The 17,422-nt window shown below is 48.4% G+C and carries 22 protein-coding genes; 12 read left to right on the forward strand and 10 right to left on the reverse strand.

The features are described 5' to 3' along the window. Positions 1-53: 53 nt before the first annotated feature. Positions 54-1,079 carry a CBS domain-containing protein gene (locus tag FVF72_RS07465; protein WP_147671735.1) on the reverse strand — a complete coding sequence of 342 codons (1,026 nt, stop codon included), beginning with the start codon at positions 1,077-1,079 and terminating at the stop codon, positions 54-56. A 72-nt stretch (positions 1,080-1,151) separates the two neighbouring features. Between FVF72_RS07465 and FVF72_RS07470 the strand changes: the two genes are divergently transcribed. The 3 genes from FVF72_RS07470 to FVF72_RS07480 all read left to right on the forward strand — a co-directional run bounded on the left by FVF72_RS07470 (position 1,152) and on the right by FVF72_RS07480 (position 2,320). Next, a complete protein-coding gene (locus FVF72_RS07470) occupies positions 1,152-1,418 on the forward strand; it encodes a PRC-barrel domain-containing protein (protein ID WP_147671736.1) in 267 nt (88 codons plus the stop codon). 11 nt (positions 1,419-1,429) lie between these two features. Continuing rightward, on the forward strand, positions 1,430-1,729 hold the full coding sequence (locus FVF72_RS07475; RefSeq protein WP_147671737.1) for a DUF2098 domain-containing protein: 300 nt from the start codon (positions 1,430-1,432) through the stop codon (positions 1,727-1,729). A 108-nt stretch (positions 1,730-1,837) separates the two neighbouring features. Continuing rightward, a complete protein-coding gene (locus FVF72_RS07480) occupies positions 1,838-2,320 on the forward strand; it encodes a DUF308 domain-containing protein (protein ID WP_147671738.1) in 483 nt (160 codons plus the stop codon). Here FVF72_RS07480 and FVF72_RS07485 read toward each other — a convergent pair. From FVF72_RS07485 to sppA, 7 genes are all read right to left on the reverse strand, one after another. Next, positions 2,311-2,847 carry a DUF2115 domain-containing protein gene (locus FVF72_RS07485; RefSeq protein WP_147671739.1) on the reverse strand — a complete coding sequence of 179 codons (537 nt, stop codon included), beginning with the start codon at positions 2,845-2,847 and terminating at the stop codon, positions 2,311-2,313. The genes FVF72_RS07480 and FVF72_RS07485 overlap by 10 nt on opposite strands. A gap of 55 nt (positions 2,848-2,902) precedes the next feature. Next, positions 2,903-3,373, reverse strand: coding sequence for a DUF2115 domain-containing protein (locus tag FVF72_RS07490; protein WP_255503689.1), 471 nt, complete (start codon positions 3,371-3,373; stop codon positions 2,903-2,905). Further along, positions 3,333-5,414 carry a DEAD/DEAH box helicase gene (locus tag FVF72_RS07495; RefSeq protein WP_147671741.1) on the reverse strand — a complete coding sequence of 694 codons (2,082 nt, stop codon included), beginning with the start codon at positions 5,412-5,414 and terminating at the stop codon, positions 3,333-3,335. Before FVF72_RS07495 ends, FVF72_RS07490 begins: the two co-directional genes overlap by 41 nt. After that, entirely contained in the window at positions 5,411-5,896 is a 486-nt protein-coding gene (moaC, locus tag FVF72_RS07500) for a cyclic pyranopterin monophosphate synthase MoaC (RefSeq protein WP_147671742.1), read from the reverse strand. Before moaC ends, FVF72_RS07495 begins: the two co-directional genes overlap by 4 nt. 44 nt (positions 5,897-5,940) lie before the next feature. Beyond that, positions 5,941-7,062, reverse strand: coding sequence for a cobalt-precorrin-5B (C(1))-methyltransferase CbiD (gene cbiD / locus FVF72_RS07505; protein WP_147671743.1), 1,122 nt, complete (start codon positions 7,060-7,062; stop codon positions 5,941-5,943). A 37-nt stretch (positions 7,063-7,099) separates the two neighbouring features. Further along, on the reverse strand, positions 7,100-7,357 hold the full coding sequence (locus FVF72_RS07510; protein WP_147671744.1) for an MJ0307 family thioredoxin: 258 nt from the start codon (positions 7,355-7,357) through the stop codon (positions 7,100-7,102). Positions 7,358-7,620: 263 nt separating this feature from the next. Continuing rightward, positions 7,621-8,484: a signal peptide peptidase SppA gene (gene sppA, locus FVF72_RS07515; RefSeq protein ID WP_147671745.1), complete on the reverse strand. Its 864-nt coding sequence runs from the start codon at positions 8,482-8,484 to the stop codon at positions 7,621-7,623. A gap of 125 nt (positions 8,485-8,609) precedes the next feature. On the opposite strand from sppA, the gene FVF72_RS07520 reads away from it, so the two are divergent. From FVF72_RS07520 to FVF72_RS07560, 9 genes are all read left to right on the forward strand, one after another. Further along, positions 8,610-9,470, forward strand: a complete 861-nt coding sequence (locus FVF72_RS07520) for a shikimate kinase (protein WP_147671746.1) — start codon at positions 8,610-8,612, stop codon at positions 9,468-9,470. A gap of 41 nt (positions 9,471-9,511) precedes the next feature. Next, positions 9,512-9,808: a chorismate mutase gene (locus FVF72_RS07525; protein WP_147671747.1), complete on the forward strand. Its 297-nt coding sequence runs from the start codon at positions 9,512-9,514 to the stop codon at positions 9,806-9,808. A 1-nt stretch (position 9,809) separates the two neighbouring features. Continuing rightward, positions 9,810-9,998, forward strand: coding sequence for a 30S ribosomal protein S17e (locus tag FVF72_RS07530; RefSeq protein WP_013296011.1), 189 nt, complete (start codon positions 9,810-9,812; stop codon positions 9,996-9,998). Between the two features lie 46 nt (positions 9,999-10,044). After that, positions 10,045-11,265, forward strand: coding sequence for an aspartate kinase (locus tag FVF72_RS07535; protein ID WP_147671748.1), 1,221 nt, complete (start codon positions 10,045-10,047; stop codon positions 11,263-11,265). After that, complete coding sequence (gene dapA, locus FVF72_RS07540; RefSeq protein ID WP_147671749.1) at positions 11,262-12,152, forward strand: 4-hydroxy-tetrahydrodipicolinate synthase; 891 nt, start codon at positions 11,262-11,264, stop codon at positions 12,150-12,152. Before FVF72_RS07535 ends, dapA begins: the two co-directional genes overlap by 4 nt. 17 nt (positions 12,153-12,169) lie before the next feature. Beyond that, positions 12,170-12,991: a 4-hydroxy-tetrahydrodipicolinate reductase gene (gene dapB / locus FVF72_RS07545; RefSeq protein ID WP_147671750.1), complete on the forward strand. Its 822-nt coding sequence runs from the start codon at positions 12,170-12,172 to the stop codon at positions 12,989-12,991. Positions 12,992-13,003: 12 nt separating this feature from the next. Next, positions 13,004-14,047, forward strand: coding sequence for an aspartate-semialdehyde dehydrogenase (asd, locus tag FVF72_RS07550; RefSeq protein ID WP_147671751.1), 1,044 nt, complete (start codon positions 13,004-13,006; stop codon positions 14,045-14,047). A 201-nt stretch (positions 14,048-14,248) separates the two neighbouring features. Then, positions 14,249-14,719 (forward strand): phosphatase PAP2 family protein, encoded by a 471-nt coding sequence (locus FVF72_RS07555; protein ID WP_255503690.1) that lies wholly within the window; start codon positions 14,249-14,251, stop codon positions 14,717-14,719. Between the two features lie 222 nt (positions 14,720-14,941). Then, complete coding sequence (locus FVF72_RS07560) at positions 14,942-15,454, forward strand: hypothetical protein (RefSeq protein WP_255503691.1); 513 nt, start codon at positions 14,942-14,944, stop codon at positions 15,452-15,454. Between the two features lie 45 nt (positions 15,455-15,499). Here FVF72_RS07560 and FVF72_RS07565 read toward each other — a convergent pair whose 3' ends face one another. After that, the gene (locus FVF72_RS07565) at positions 15,500-16,072 is read right to left on the reverse strand and encodes a cyclase family protein (RefSeq protein WP_147671754.1); all 573 of its coding nucleotides are present in this window, start codon (positions 16,070-16,072) and stop codon (positions 15,500-15,502) included. A gap of 33 nt (positions 16,073-16,105) precedes the next feature. After that, on the reverse strand, positions 16,106-17,314 hold the full coding sequence (locus FVF72_RS07570) for a transglutaminase domain-containing protein (RefSeq protein ID WP_147671755.1): 1,209 nt from the start codon (positions 17,312-17,314) through the stop codon (positions 16,106-16,108). Positions 17,315-17,422 lie beyond the last annotated feature (108 nt).

A 17,422-nucleotide genomic window follows, 5' to 3' on the forward strand; every position in this document is an offset into this window, starting at 1 on the left:
AGGTTCACTGTAGATATGTTTTCATTCGATTCAGCGTCCTTAATATGCATTTTTCATTCAATTCCCTTTCTCATAAGATTCAGCGTCCTTATTATATCTGTCCTTGAAATTATACCCTTCAGTTTACCGTCACACATCACAGGGAGCCTTCCAAGCTGGTGGCGGTTCATTTTTTCAAGGACAGAGGTGAGTTCCTCGTCCTCTGTGGCAGTCACAATCTCCGTGGTCATCACATCTCCCACCATCACATCTCTGGCAGCCTCTGATATGTCATGGAATGTCACTATTCCTGCAAGTTCATTCCCGGTGGTTACAGGGTAACCCATGTGCTTCTTTCTGAACATGACATCAAGGGCCTCCCCCACTGTCATATCGGGTCTGAGTGTTACAGGATCCGGGGTCATCACGTCCCCCACGGTCACCCCCTCAAGAAGCGAGGATATTAGGGTTGACTGGTACTCCTGCTCTGCACCTATGTAGATGAAGAGTCCTATCAGTATCAGGAAGAGGTTATAGAAGAGGCCGGTGACAGCCATCATTGCAGCGATGGTCTTACCAAGGTTCGCTGCTATCCTGGTTGCCCTCAGGTAACTCACACGTTCGGCGAGTATGGCCCTCAGTATCCTCCCACCGTCCATTGGAAAGGCGGGTATAAGATTGAAGAGTGCCAGGACCAGATTCACGGCCAGGAAATCTCCAAGGAATGGTTTGAGGGGTCCTGTGAGGTTCAGGAGGATTGGCACTGCTGTTAACACTGCCATTATGATGTTTGTGAGGGGCCCGGCGATGGATATGAGGAACTCCTGCCTTGGAACCTTTGGTATCTCCTCCATCCTTGAAACCCCGCCTATGGGAAGGAGAAGTATGCTCCTTATCTTCACACCGAACCTGAGGGCGACATAGGAGTGGGCCAGTTCATGTATCACCACCACCACGAAGACGAGGGTTATGAGCACAGCAAGGTTGAGTGATAGGAAACCCAGATAGGTGAGGAGGTATATGAATACCATCAGAATGAGGAATGAGATGTCGAGTTCAACGGGTATTCCAAGAACACGGAATATCTTCACGGCAGCCATGCTATTATATTGGAGTGCTATGAATAAATCATTTTTTATACCATGACGTACATAGATTTTAGTGGTGTTAAAATGAAGGTAACGGAGTTCCTGGGTCGTAAGGTGCTGGATAAGAATGCGATGGAGATAGGGAAGGTCTCTGACCTTGAACTGGACCCTGAGAAGGGTGTTGTGAATTCCATCATAATATCCAAGGGGGAGCTGTCCCTTAAACAGAGGACATTCATTGTTGGCATGGACAACGTGAGCAGGGTTGGAGACTATGTGATACTTAAAATAGCCGCTGATGAGGCGGAAGAGGCCCCTGAAGAGGAGTCAAAGGAAGTTTCACCTGAATGATGGTGGATACAATGGAGGTTAAGGACGTAAACGGGAATGTGCTGACGGTTGGTATGGCTGTCCGTTACACAGGTACCGGAACGACGGGTGAGATCTCAGCCATCAAGGTTGAAGATGGTGATGGTTGGGTCCGCCTTGAAGACTCTGATCTATGGTACAACGCGAATTACCTGGAGGTAATCGACAGATCCCAGCTTAAGAGGGGATCTGGAAAAGGAAGAAAAACAGATACCGTTGAAAGGCTTAAGAGGATGAAAGAGGACTTTGAAGACATTGATATGGGTTCAGAGGTCTGTGACGGAGGTGGATGAACTCCACCAAATCCTTTTTTGGCGAGTTTATATTGAAATCTCTATCTGAGTACAAACAGAGTAACTGAAATTCATATATGAATACAAAAATTTAAAGGGGGTGAAATTGTGGCTGAGACAAAAGTTCCAGGTCTTTTAACACTGATTCTAGGTATTCTTGTGATAATCTTCCCGCTGTTTTCAATATTCACACTGAGTGTCCTCACAGGTGTTGCGGTTCTCTTTCTGGCGCTCTGGCTGTTCCTTCTTGGCGTGAACGCATGGAAGGTTAGCAGAGGGGCAGGCGTGCTTTATGTTGTGCTGGGAATACTTGGCGTGATACTTGCAGCTGCCCTCGCAGGTAACGTGGCGCTATTCAGTTTCCTTGCAGCATTCTGGATATACCTCACAGGTATAATCCTCATAATCGCAGGTGTTGCAAGTTTATTCTCCAGGGAGCACAGAGCAGGAATGGTTGCAGGTCTATCAGTGGTGATTCTGGGAGTCCTCTATATCATCCTGGGAGTATTCGTAAGAAACCCTGTCTTCCTTGCCTGGCTGATTGGTCTTTCACTGGTCATTGATGGTATCGGTCTTCTTCTCTATGAATGAGCGCCTGGAACATCAGGGTCCTGCCTGCTCACACAGAAACGGCAGAGGGCGGTGGGGGTGCTGATCTGCCTGTCCTTCACAGGGCAGTAGAAGACATCACCCACCCTTCTAACCATCAAGCCTCCGGGAAAGCGGGTTCCAACGGGGTGGACTGGCTCCTCCCTCACAAAGGTTACGTAGATGGTTATTATACGGGCGATCCTCTGGAAACACCTTTCAGGCCGTGACCTGGCACGCCTTAACTGTTCATCAAGGAACCCTATGAATTCAGCCAGTTTTTCAGTGTCAACCTCTCCAGGGTAGATGTTTTTATCATTCTTTATATCCCTTATCCTGTTGAAGAAGGCCCTGGTGAACCTTTCAATGAACTCCTTCTGCTCCCTTGGTGGCATGTATTTGGCATCCTCCCTCAGGTAAACCGATGCGTCCATCACATCCTTTATATGTACCGAAGAGGCCTCCTTTTTAACCATCTCAAGGAGCTCCATTTTTGTCAGTTTCTCTGGAATCTCATCCGCCTGGATCATTGGGGCCCTCCTTTAGGGTTTCACAGCTTCTCACCATCAGAAGTCATCTCCTGAGTCATGGGGTCTGCTCTGCAATGCAGATATCACACAGCGCTGATGGATTATCCTTCTGCTTATCCTTCACAGGGCAGTAGTATGTCCCATGTTCCTCTGTAACTGAGTAACCACCGGGAAAAGGAGTCCCCACAGGGTGGAGGGGTTCTGAAAGGATAAAATTCCTGTAAATAACGGTTAAAACCACAATAAGGGGGCTGGAGGTATCATATAGTCTTTTCAGTGTCCTCAGAAGGCTTTTTCTATCTGCAGTGATATCCCCCACACCACCCTTAAGAGCAAGAACAGCTTCAACAGCAATTCCAGTATAGGTTTTTATATAGGCCTCCCTGTACCCTCTGGGAACGTGGGCACATTCCCTCTCAATGAATTCACGGATCCTCATGATGTCAAATATGCTGATGGACGCTGCACACTCCCTTAAAATGGTTTTAAGACTGGCAGGATCTCTCAGCATATCCTCTAATGGCATCGGCGAGTTTTTCCCCGATACCATCGATACGTTTGAGTTCATCCTTCCGCACATGTCTGAGGTCCTCCCCAAAGGTTTCAACAATCTTACGGGCCCTGACACGTCCAAGGCCCCTTACACCAACCACCAGTGGAATGATGTCCTCCCTGACTCCATAGTAGAGTCTTGCAGCCAGAACATCAAGTTTCCCTGTGTAACCATAAACGCCCTGGATTTCACAGATCCTCTTGAAGAACTTAACGAGCCTTGATGCCTCGTATGCGGTCCTTCTTGTTGATGCCGCATAGACATTGAAGGCGTTCTCAATCTCATACTCCGTCCTCTCATTTATCCACTCAATGAGGGCTGCTGCTGTTGCCTCGCTGTTACCGGCATCCATAACAAATATTCCATGTTCCATGAGCCTCTCACGTACCGGGTCGCGGCTCTTCCGCCCCTTGAATGGTATGAGTGGAATGTCGGGGGTCCCTGCCAGCTCGTAGATGAGGCGGTAGATGTCGAGTTCATCCATTTCAGATGCGAACTGGTGGAGTTTGACGGCTGTCTCAACAGAGTAACTGGATTTTGCAATCAGAAGCCCAAATTCTGTCGCTGATAAGCCACTGGGACCAGGATATATGATCCTGTTCTTAATCAAAAACTCTGTGGCGGTCTCGATTTCGTACTGAATGCTGTCCAGGCCAAATGCATTGCTGAATGGACCCTCACTCATCTGGTAGCCGTAGAAGGTTTCCCTGAAGAATTCAAGGAGATCTTCAGTTGTGGATGCAAGTCCTGAGGCCACCTGTGCGATTATCTGCCTGTAGAGGGCATCCCGGTTCTCCATGAGCCTTGAGTTGGTCCTCTCCACCTCACCATTCACATAGTACTCCTCGAGTTCCATGGCCTCGTCATGGCTCTTTCCTATGAGGTAGGAGTAGCCGATATCATCATAGAGGGGTCTCCCGGCCCTCCCTGACATCTGCTCATAATCAAATACAGGGATCCTCTGGGGGCCCTGCCCTGTCCACCTGGTGTAGTCCCTTATCACAACGGTCCTTGAGGGGAGGTTCACCCCGTACATGAGGCTGGGGGTTGCTGCGATCATGAGGATGTTTCCCCTCCTGAATTCGTCCTCTATTATTTCCCGCTGCCTGTTGAAGAGGCCTGCATGGTGGAATGCAACCCCTGCCCTGAGGCAGTCTGCAAGTTTCAGGCAGGTGGAGGTTGGGGGTGAGCCGCTGGCCCTTGGCACGTCAAGTATCCTCTCCGCCACTTCATTGAATCTCTCCAGCAAGTCCCCCGGGATCTTCTTTTTGATCCTATCTGCAAGGTAGGATGCGAGGGATTCTGTGAACCTTCTTGTGGATACGAATGCCAGGGTCTGGCTATCCTCACTGATGGACCTTTCAAGGATCTTCAGGACAACCTGATTCTTGTCCCGGGCCCCGAACATCTCGGTGTCAAGCACCTCCCGGTGCAGGGGTACCGGCCTGTAGTCGTGTTCAACGATTCTTGCACCGAGCCACTCCCCTATTTCATCCATATTTGAGAGGGTCGCTGAGAGGGCCACAATGCGCATTGCGGAATTCAGTTTTCTGGCCCTTGTGATGGCGGATTCTATTACAGGGCCCCTGCTGTACTCCCCGATCATATGGAACTCGTCCACTATGAGAAGGTCAATCTCCCTCAGGGTGTTCCATGAGAATCGGGTGAGGCTGTCAAAGGATTCGAAGACCATCACCGCCAGGTCTGAGGTTCGGGGATCCTTACCCACACTTATACCGTGTTTTTCAAGCTCCCTGAACTCCTTTACCTTTTCGTTCTGTATTGATATGAGTGGTACGGTGTAGATAACCCGTCCGCCATCCATTATGGCTTGAATGGCAGCCAGAACTCCCAGGAGGGTCTTTCCACTGGCCGTTGGTATGGCTATGATGAAATTTTCATCCGATTCCAGGTAGCCGGCCTCAACAGCACTCATCTGGGCGGGGTTCAGGGATCTTATATACGGGTAGCAGTCGGTGATGATCTTCCTTAGGTCAGGGTTCAGAAATTTCATTCAACCACTTCTTCCAGCTCTACCTTCTCCTTTTTAAGGACCCTGATATTGCTGATTGCAGTTTCAGGGTACTGGCCATTCTCATCCTTCTCAACACTTTTAACCATGTCCCAGATTGTGAGGAGCGCCACAGAAACCCCTGTGAGGGCCTCCATTTCAACGCCTGTTTTTCCATCGCACCTCACAGTTACCCTGACGGTGATCCCGTCAGCCTTAACATCGAATTCAACGTCAACGCCGGTTACAGGAAGCTGGTGACAGAGGGGTATGAGGTCCCAGGTTCGTTTAACCGCTGCTATGGCTGCTATCTGGGCTGTTGCAAGCACATTCCCCTTCTCAATCCTTTTTTCATTGATCAATTTCAGGGTATCCTCTGTGAGTGATATGTGACCTTCAGCGGTCGCCGTCCTTCTGACAACCGCCTTCGATCCCACATCAACCATACGTACAGATTTTCCATCTGTGTGGGTAAATCCTTTCATGCAAACCACTACCTCGCTTGATTAGGTAAATACTATCAGTGCACTTATTCTGCTTGTTCATCTGGAAGAGAGTGGCTGCCGTCCCGGAATCTGTGGGCGGACGTGGTTTTAAAGTTGGAGTTGAGTATCCTACCATCCATGCTGAAGATCAAAACGTCGGTCTCAAATGGGAACCTTTCAGAACACCTTTCCCTTATTGCTCTGCTGATGCTGTTGAACACATCCTCCCTCAGACCCCCCCTTTCGAGTTCACTGATCATCTCCTCAACGGTGGCGAGGTTGAAGATCCTCTCTGTAACCTCTGGCGCTGCACCGCTGAGGGCTGCATGTGCGGTCATTATCTCGCGCCGGGCATCTGCAATGGAGTTCTTTGTCTGGAATATCCCAGCAGAGAGCTTTATGAGTTTGCCTGCATGGCCCATCAGCACAATCCTCTTCACACCCTTTTTGGCGGCCTCCTCCAGCATGTAACCCGGGAAGTTGGCCATCTGTATTATCCTCTCCTCATCAATCCGGTTGAAGTATTCCCTGGCAAACCTTTCCCCTATGTTACCAGGGACGAATACGAGTTCCCTGAATCCACGGGCGACTGCAATGTCAATCTGACATGCAAGGGATCTCCTGTAGGCTGATGAGGACATGGGCCTTGCAATGCCACTTGTCCCAAGGATGGAGATACCCCCCTCAATCCCGAGGCGGGGGTTCATGGTTTTTGAGGCGATTTTCTCCCCATCGGGAACCGAAACAGTGACAACCACCCCCTCCCCTCCCTTCAGGTATTTCCTCAGATTAGCCTCTATCATTCTCCTCGGGACGGGGTTTATTGCAGCCTCACCCGGGGGGACCTGGAGACCCGGTTTTGTCACGGTACCGACGCCCTCACCGCCCCTGATTACTACTCCAGAGGTTTCTGTGATCTGAACCTCTGCTATGATACTGAGGTTCACTGTGACGTCAGGGTCACCGTAGGGTCTCTTTATTACACAGGCCCTTGCCCTGTCCTGGGAGATCCTTTCAACAGAATCAACGTCCACATCAATTTTCCCTGAGGGGGTCTCAACACCGACACTGTTAACCACGCGACCCCTTAAACATAGAAGTGATGCGAGGGCCGCTGCAGTGGCGGCGGTTCCCGTTGTGATTCCGAATACCCTCTCATCCCTCATCAGAAAGATCCTTTAAAATTAATGGAGAAAAAGTAATCTATCTCATTTCATCGCTTATGGCTTCGAAGAGTTCCTCCCTGCCAGGGGCCCCAACGAACCTCACAACACCGTTTATCGCTATTGCAGGGACTGCCATGAGGCCATAGTCGATTGCCTTTTCCCGGTCAACCATTATGTCAATCTTTTCAACTTCTATTTTGTCCCCAAATTCCTTCTTGGCCTCATCAACAACCTCGATTGCCATTGGACAGTATGGACAGGTTGGGGATGTGAAAACCTCTATCTTAACAACCATTTCCTAACCTCCGTGGGATTAATTATATTCTTCAATCCTTTTAGGATAAATAGTTATCCTTTTATTTTTTAGATCTTGAGGTGTTCTGCTGTATTTCTTCGAGTGCAATTCCATAAACTTATCCTTTTATTTTTTAGATCTTGAGGTGTTCTGCTGTATTTCTTCGAGTGCAATTCCATAAACTTATCCTTTTATTTTTTAGATCTTGAGGTGTTCTGCTGTATTTCTTCGAGTGCAATTCCATAAACTTATCCTTTTATTTTTTAGATCTTGAGGTGTTCTGATGTATTTCCGGAATCGGCAAATCCAAGCTTTGAGAACATCCCTGAGAGGATCTTCACAAATCCACCTGGAGGCTCAAGGGTTACGGTGTCATAGTTCCTTAAACCTGCAAGTTCAGCTGCCACATCAACAGCATAGTCCCTTCCACCTGTATAATCCACGAGCCGATTCTTCAGGGCCTGTCTTCCGGTGAATATCCTTCCCTCTGCAAGGCCACGTACATATGATACGCTGAGGTTTCTGTTGGCAGCCACGGTCCTTATGAAGTAGTCATACTCCTCATTCACCATTGACTGGAGCATCTGCCTCTCCTCATCGGTTATCATACGGTAATCCGCACCCATATCCTTGTATTCCCCGGCCTTTATTGCGTACTTGTTTATACCCATCTGCCTGTACATCTCGGAGAGATCTGTGAGGTCAAGTATGACACCTATGCTTCCAACCCATGCAGATGGACTCGCAACTATCCTGTCAGATGCCGAGGCTGCAAGATACGCTCCTGAGGTACCAGAATCACTTATCCAGCTTACAACAGGCTTTTCAGATTTTTTTATGGCTTCCATCAGCTCTTCACTCGCCACCGGAGTCCCTCCAGGGCTGTTTATATCCAGGACTATGGCCTTAACTGAGGGGTCACTGTTGGCTTCCTCTATGAGCTCCTTCACATCATCGGGGCTGACAACATCAGAAAACCCTGATGTATCATAGGCTATGGCCCCGTGGACTGGTATGATTGCCACAGTACCCTCAGGTCCTCCAATTAGCCCTGAAATTGACATTACCAGCCCTGAAATTGATAGAACCACAATTAAACCCGCAACCATCTTACTGTTCCTGTCCATGATATCAGACCTTCAGATTTACCTCCCATCCTAAACTTTACTGTTTTTGTATTAATTAAGACTGCAACCCATTATATAAATAGTTTTTATATAATCTAGGTATATGAACTGTTTGGAGTGATAGGTTGAGAAAAGCAGCAAGAGCACCTGGATCAGCCACGGTTATAAATGCCATTGCAACGGGAAGGGGCTCAGCATTCGGGATAGGCCTCGGTGTCAGGGCAGAGGCCAGACTCACAGATTCCGGTATAGAGTGCATCTCCCTTGAGGGTGCGGATACAGCGCTCATGGAACTCTGCACAGAGATGGTCCTTGAGCATTACGGCGCCGATACTGGTGTGAGGGTGGTCACAGCCTCTGATTTACCCGTTGCGAGCGGCCTTTCAAGCAGCAGCGCGGCATCCAATGCCACTGTAATGGCAGTTTCTGAACTCATATCAGAGGAATTTCAGCTGGAACCCATGGGTGGACCTGAGATGCTCAATATGGGAGTGGAGGCATCCCTCAGGGCAGGGGTGACGGTGACGGGTGCCTATGATGATGCAAGCGCATCATTCTACGGGGGCCTCACCGTGACAGATAACATGGCAAGGCGCATAATCTGCAGGAGGGAAATGGAAAATCAAAAGGTATTAATATACATGCCGGACAGAAAATCACTGACTGCACAATCAGATGTCCCGAGGATGAAGCTGCTGGCCCCCTGGGTTGACATGGCCTTCCGAGAGGTCCTTGAGGGCAGGGTGCACAGTGCAATGACACTCAACGGGATACTCTATTGTGCATCCCTGGGATTCGATCCGGGAATAGCCCTCGATGCCCTTGAGGCGGGTGCCCTCTCAGCGGGTCTTTCAGGCACAGGACCGGCGTTTGTGGCGCTGGCTGATGATGATTCTGCAGGGAATGTCATTGATTCATGGGAGAACCTTGAGGGCAATGTTACTGTAACATCAGTGGATAACCAGGGTACACATGTGCTTGACTGATCCGGTGACCCCTAAAGCAGTGCAGGTCAGGGGGATGTTTTATGGACGAATCCAGAGCACTGGAAACCCTTAAAAGGTCCAGAAGGGAAATAGATAGAATAGACAGGGAGATACTTGACCTCATATCATCACGCACATCCCTTGCACGTGAGATAGCTGAGGCCAAAGTTGCCCTTGGAATGGACATATTCGACCCTGAGAGGGAGCTTGAGATCATAGAGAGGACCCGGAGAATCGCCAGGGCCTATGGTATCAATGAGGATAAACTCATCCAGCTGATGAAGATTCTGATGGATCTAAGCAAAACTGAACAGAAAGAACTGTTAAGGAGGCAATGAAATGGGAAACATAAGAACATCCTTTGTAAAAAGAATCGCGAAAGAACTGATAGAAACTCATCCAGGTAAATTCACATCTGATTTTGATAAAAACAAGAAACTTGTGGAGGAGTTTTCAACGGTCAGCACAAAACACCTCAGGAACAAGATCGCGGGCTACATCACAAGGATAATCAGCCAGCAGAAATAATTTTGATCTTTTTCCATTTTCAACATTTAAAAGGCTGTGAAGGTTAATGGAGTTAATAGTTGCTAAATTTGGCGGTACATCTATAGGGAATGGTAGGCGAATTAAAAAGGCGGCCCGTTCTGTCGTGAAGGAGTACATGAAGGGCAAGAAGGTCGTTGTTGTTGTATCTGCCATCAATAAGACAACCGATGAACTCCTTCAGATAGTTGATGAGGCAATGGAAGATGCTGTTACAGAAAAGCAGCTGGCTGAAATAGTATCCATGGGTGAAATGACAAGTGTAAGGATATTTTCCTCTGCAATAGAGGCACTTGGGGTTAAATCTGAATACATAGACCCCTTCATGGATGAATGGCCAATAATAACCGACAGCAACCTTTTAAATGCTAAGGTGGACTTTGAGGCAACTGAGAAGAAGTCAAGGGAACTTTTAAAACTCCTTGACCAGGGTATAATACCTGTGGTGTGTGGTTTCCTTGGGAGGGACCCCAATGGTTACATAACAACCCTGGGGAGGGGTGGAAGTGACATCACAGCCTTCCTGCTGGGCCACTGCCTGAAGGCGGATGAGGTTATAATCGTAACCGATGTTGGGGGCGTGATGTCGACTGATCCAAATAAACTTCAGGGAGCAAAGAAGCTCGACAAAATCTCTGTTGAGGAAATGAGGGATCTTGCAACCCATGGGGCGCAGGTACTCCACCCACATGCCCTGAAATACAAGGACCCTGATATAAATGCAAAGATCATAGGATTCGAGCACGGGGATCTCTCAGCCCCGGGTACTGAAATCATAGGCCCATCAAAGAATAAGATGGTTAAGACAACGACCCTCAACCCTGAACCAATATCTGTGGTTGCGGTTGTGGGGGAGAAGATACTCAATAAGCCAGGTATACTGGCAAAGTTAACCTCAAAACTTGCAGAGAACTCCATCAACATCATAGGAATTTCAACAGGCCAGAACTCTGTCACAATATTTGTTGATAAGAAGGACGCTGATGAGGCGCACAGGCTTCTCCATGATGTTGTCATTGCAGATGATAACCTCAGCTCACTCTCCCTGGGAAGGGATATTGCAATGATAACCATATCCAGCCCTGACTTCATAGACACTCCGGGCATAATATCCGAGATCACCAAGCCCCTCAGGGATAATGATCTTAACATAGTTGAAATTTCATCCTCACAGACATCTGTGGTTATCTTTGTTGACTGGAATGATGGTAAAAAGGCGTATGAACTTGTAAGGGGTGTTCTTGAATGAGAATTGAAGGCACAGTAGTGGCCATGGTGACTCCATTCACAGGGGACGACCGGGTGGATGAGGCCGGGCTGCGGGACAACATAAACTATCTGATTGAGAATGGGGTTGATGGGTTGCTGGTTGCCGGCACAACAGGTGAATCAGCAACTATAACCCATGAGGAACAGAGGAGAATGATTGACATACTCGTGGATGAGGTTAACGGGCGTGTTAAGACCATTGCGGGGGCAGGGAGCAACTCCTCAAGGGAGGCCCTTGGTCTTGTGAAGTATGCAGGGGACGCAGGTGCAGACGCGGCCCTTGTGATAACACCCTACTACAACAGGCCACAGCCCCATGGGCTCACTGAACACTACAGGATGCTGGAGGAGGCATCAGAGATACCCCTTATAATCTACAATGTGCCCTCAAGGACAGGCACGGACATCGACGTTGACACGGTATCTGAACTCGCAGGGCTTGATGGTATAATCGGTATAAAGGAAGCTAGCCCTGACCTGGATAAGATTTCCATGCTGAAATCACGGCTCATGGACATGGGCCTCGATGATTTCATCATACTCTCAGGTAACGATAACCTCACACTCCCAATGATCTCAATGGGTGCAGAGGGTGTCATATCTGTTGTGGCAAACGTCGATCCAGCCCGTATGAGCCGCCTTGTCAACGAGGCACTCTCAGGGGATTTTGAGTCTGCAATGAAAACCCACTATGAATTGTACAGCCTCATGAAGGTTCTTTTCATCGAGAGCAATCCTGTTCCCGTCAAGGAGGCCCTCAACATGATGGGAAGACCTGCCGGTCATGTCAGGATGCCGCTCGCACCCCTGAGGGACAGCAGCCGTGAGAAGCTGAGGATGGTCCTTGAGGAACTGGCACTCATCTGAATCCCTGAGGTGTTTTGATGATCAAAGTTGCGGTTACCGGCGCCTGCGGGCGCATGGGCTCTGGAATAATAAAAAAGGTACTTGAAGAGGAGGACATGAAGCTTGTGGCTGCCATAGAGGCACCTGGAACAGCCCTTAAGGGAAGGGACGTGGGTGAATTCACAGCCACGGGCGAAGTGGGTGTTAAGGTAAGCGATGCATCTGACCTTGCCGAAACACTCAGAGAAACAGAACCCGACGTTCTCGTTGACTTCACAGTGGCACCGGCAGCTGTTGAAACCATAAAGACAGCGACTGAAGCAGGGGTTAACCTTGTGGTTGGAACAACAGGATTTTCAGATGAGCAGATGGAGACTATCAGGGAATCTATTGAGAGGACAGGTGTGAGGGCTGTTATCTCACCAAACATGGCTGTGGGTGTCAATGTGTTCTTCAAGGTGCTCTCTGATCTTGCACCGGTACTCTCTGATTATGACGTTGAAATTATAGAGGCCCACCACAGACACAAAAAGGACGCTCCTTCAGGTACCGCGGTGCGTGCACTTGAGGTTATCGCAGAGGCCACCTCCAGGAAACCTGAGGAGGTGGCGGTGCATGGAAGGTCCGGACTTACAGGTGAGAGGACCCGTGATGAGATAGGTGTCCATGCTGTGAGGGGCGGTGACATAGTGGGGGACCACATAGTCCTATTTGCAGGTGATGGTGAACGCCTTGAAATAGTTCACAGGGCCCACAGCAGGGACGCATTTATAGGCGGAGTTATAAGGGCGGTGAGGTTTATTGAACACGCAGAACCTGGAAAGATAATGGATATGGGGGACGTGCTTGGAATAAAATGATAAGGTGGTATTATGGTTAATGTTGGTGTTCTTGGAGCAACAGGGATGGTTGGGCAGCGGTTTATTGAGATGCTTGAGAATCATCCTGAATTTGAGCTTACAACCCTTGCAGCATCTTCAAGGTCCGCGGGGAAACCCTACGGGGAGGTTGCGAACTGGTACCTTGACAGCGAGATGCCTGAGTCTGTAAGGGATATAGAGGTTGTTGAAACGGACCCTGCAGGTGTGGGGGATGTGGACATACTGTTCTCTGCACTTCCCGCAGATGTGGCGCGCAAGGTTGAGCCAAAATTTGCTGAGAAGTACATAGTGGCTTCAAATGCCAGTGCAATGCGAATGGAACCCGATGTTCCACTTGTGATCCCTGAGGTTAACCCGGAGTTCCTGGACCTCATAGAGGTTCAGCAGAGGAGGAGGGGATGGGATGGCTTCATCGTAACCAACCCCAACTGCTCCACCATAGCACTCACCCTCACTCTTAAGCCCATCTATGACAGCCACACAATAAAGAGGGTCTATGTCTCCACGATGCAGGCTGTTTCAGGTGCAGGGTACAGTGGGGTGCCATCCATGGCGATAATGGACAACATCGTCCCCTATATCGGTGGGGAGGAGGAGAAGATTGAAACCGAGACCCTCCACCTGCTTGGTGAACTTGACGATGGTGTGGTTAAACCTGCAAATTTCGGTGTGAGTGCATCATGCCACCGTGTCCCTGTTCTTGATGGTCACACCGAGGCAGTCTTCGTGGAACTGGATGATGAATTTGAAATTGAGGATATAAAGGAGGCCATGGATGGTTTCCAGGGGCTCCCACAGAAACTGGGTCTTTACTCAGCACCTGAAAAACCTGTTGTGGTCCTGGATGAGGAGAACAGACCCCAGCCAAGGATGGACAGGAACAGGGATGGTGGAATGTCAGTCACTGTCGGAAGGCTCAGGGAGGATGCAGCATTCAGCAACAGCCTTAGGTATGTCCTTGTCGGCCACAACACTGTGAGGGGGGCTGCAGGAGCATCGATACTGAATGCAGAACTTATAAATGAGATACTGTAAATGATGCATCCTTTTCTTTTATTTGCTGGTGTCTGTGCATCCATTCTTTATTTTATGATGCATCCTTTTCTTTTATTTGCTGGTGTCTGTGCATCCATTCTTTATTTTATGATGCATCCTTTTCTTTTATTTGCTGGTATTGATACCTCAATTCTCTATTTTTTAAATTCAACAATCAGTTCGCCCATTCTTGATTCATTGATGCAGATCATAACCCTTGGAGGAACCCCGATTTTCTGGGTGGTTCTGTGCCTCATATTCTACATTTTTGGGGATGAGAATGGGAAGGAGGCCGCATTCATTGCGCTCACAGCCCTTGTAATGGGATTCTTTCTCAGTGAATTACTGAAGGCTGTTATTGCGAGGCCAAGGCCCTATGAGGTTCTCAGCTGGGTTAGGTATACCACACCAGCCGGGGGCTACTCCATGCCATCAGGGCACACAGTGGCTGCATTCAGCGGTTTCCTGGCACTCTACTTTAAATTTGGGAGACTATGGCTTTTCATACTGCTTGCTTCCCTTGTTGGTATTTCAAGGGTATGCCTTGGTCTACATTACCCCAGTGATGTCATTGCAGGGGCTTTCCTTGGAGTTCTATGTGCCCTTGCAGCTGTGAAGGTGGAGGAGAGGGTTAAGTGTTTCGGCCTCTGCAACTTTGAAAGGATTGGGTGATGTCTGTAGGGGGACTTGTTGTTTTATTTTCTATGTTCTCATTTTAAGGATTGGGTGATGTCTGTAGGGGGAGTTGTTGTTTTATTTTCTATGTTCTCATTTTAAGGAATATTTGGAGACCCTTTCGCTATATAACTCTGTCTGGTATCCCGGGATGAATTCAGGAAGGTTTTTAAGGTTCCACGTAATATTTAATTAGGGGAAAGGGGTACCATGAAGTTCATGAGGGATTCGGAAAAGGAACAGCTCAAGCTTCTTGTCAAGGCATGCATGCTTGAGATAAGCAAGCTCAAGATGGATCTCAGGAAGTGCAGGGAGAATTCAGAGAACTCCAGAAGGGTGAGGGAACTTGAGGAGACCCTTAAACTCAGGGAAAGAAAGATAGCTGAACTTGAGGGGCTCATGGCTGAGAAGGATAAGATAATACAGGATCTCAATGCAATCATAGCCGAGAAGGAATCCCGCATATCTGACCTTAAAAGGTACAGGGAGTACTTCAATGCGCTTACACAGAAACCCGAAAGGGATCTGACCTCCTTCCAGTCACAGATCTACCGTCTGCTACCTGATGAAAGATCCACAGCCGAGGAATTGCTCAGTTTTTTGAATGAGATAGGATTCAGGGACATGAAGCTTGATAACATGGTTCAGATACTGAGGAACCTTGAGAGAAAGGGTTACTTCAGGTCAGTGAGAGAGGGTGGAATGGTGCTCTGGGAGAAAATAGAGAGATGACGGGTCTTTAACGCAGATAGTCCTGTGGTGGGTTCTCGATGATGGTCAGTCTGTAACGGCGAATACCCTTACGGGGGAGGCCTCCGCCCTTACATTCAGTGGAACAACGAATATTCTGAATCTTTCTGGAACCAGTTCCGTGTTTTTCATGTTTTCAACTATCCATATCCCGTTTTCAAGGAGTAGTCTGTGCACGGCTGTTTCTCCAGGCATGTCAACGCTTGGACCGTCTGTGCACACCCCCTTCACTCCATGGTCAACCAGTTTCTCTGCAAGACCCATGGGAATGCCTCTGTAGTCTTTGAAGTATTCCTCCAGACCCCACTTTGAACCCCACCCGGTTCTCAGAACCGCAATATCTCCAGATGGAATTTTTTCTGTTCCCTGCGATATAAGGAAGCCCTGCCCTGTCAGTCTTTCAAGGCCTATCCTATCAACGGTTTCATCACCCCGGTGTACGTGTGCCGGTGCATCTATGTGGGTTCCAGTGTGCATTCCAGCCTCCATTGAGGAGGTCAGATAGTCCCTATCTTCAAGTGTCCTTATTCTGACAGGAGGATCCCCTGGAAAGACAGGCATGGAATCCTCAATTCTGCGGCTCATATCAATGATTTTCATGGATCATGATATCTCATGAGGGAATATAAGGGTTCAGTGCAGATCATATTCCAGAAGCACTTCCCTAACCTCTGACACACTTGTGTTCCAGTTATACACGTGTCCGAGGGTGTTCATGGTGTGGGTGGTGTCTGCTGTCACCCAACCGCGGCCCCTTATCCATAACTGGGCCCACACATGGGAGTACCAGTTTCCGCTTATGAACCTGCAGTATCTACGGACATAACGGGCAGGTATACCGCTGGTCCTTGCAAGGGCAACCATGAGGTGTGCCTGGTCAACACAGTTTCCTGTCCTGCGCCTTAATGTGCCTGAGGCACCGTAGCGGGTCCTGTAGTAGAAGGAGTAGTCAACATTGTCCCGGACCCAGCTAAAAAGATTCAGTGCAGTGGAGTGGGTGGTGTTTCCTGAGAGTTCCCGGGCAAGGTAAACTATATTGGGATCGGTGATGTTGCAGTAGGCTGTGGATCTGATGTAACGTCGGAGGGATGATGGGACGTACCAGGGGCTGACTCTGAGGCCCTCATAGTATCTGAGCTGCCCATTCAGATAGGTGTATTTTTTTTCAAGGGACTTCAGTTTGCTCTGAAGCCTCATGATGGTTTTTTTGTTTCCAGAATATCTGATCCTCCTATGAATAAGGTTCATGAGTTTAATTGTTTTTTTGATCTGGGATTTCAGGTTATTTATCCTTCTGTCGATGGTGTTGGAGTCGATTCTGTATGCATTTAAAGGGAGGGGGGTGCTTATTTGCACATAATCCGGGAGTTTACCATGAAGTTTTCTGTAGCGCCCGATCTTTGATAGGAGATACACTGCATTGTAGAAGTCAATCCTGCCCCCGCTGAAGGAGATGGTTTCTGGACAGTACTGTGTCCGGGATGTGAGGTTACGGAATTTTGATGCTATCTCCATGTACTGTTTTTTTGTTAGCTTCACTGATATGCGCCTTATATCCAGGCGGGGCGCATTGATGGTCTGGGTTTCAACCAGATTTGAACCGGTAAGTACCCTGCTGAGGGCGTAGGCGCAGAATGGGGTGTCAAGTGTCCTGTTACCCACACTGACGTTTTCAGGAAGCCTCTGGTTTTTTTCAATAAAACTGGAAACCCTGACACCTGCCTCGAGAACATCAGAGCTATTCAGGGGATCCTCAACTTCTTCGATGGCACAGGAGCCTTCAGTTAATAGAATTAAAATCATGAACGCCGAAAGGCAGACAGGAACCGGTGATTTATACATTCTCCTACCTGTATTTAAATAAGGTCACCATTTAATAAATACATTGACCGCAAAATATTTATAGAACCTCTAACCCATTGATAAATGCACTAATGATAATAAAAATTG

This window comes from Methanothermobacter sp. KEPCO-1 (assembly GCF_008033705.1).
Lineage (GTDB): Archaea > Methanobacteriota > Methanobacteria > Methanobacteriales > Methanothermobacteraceae > Methanothermobacter > Methanothermobacter marburgensis.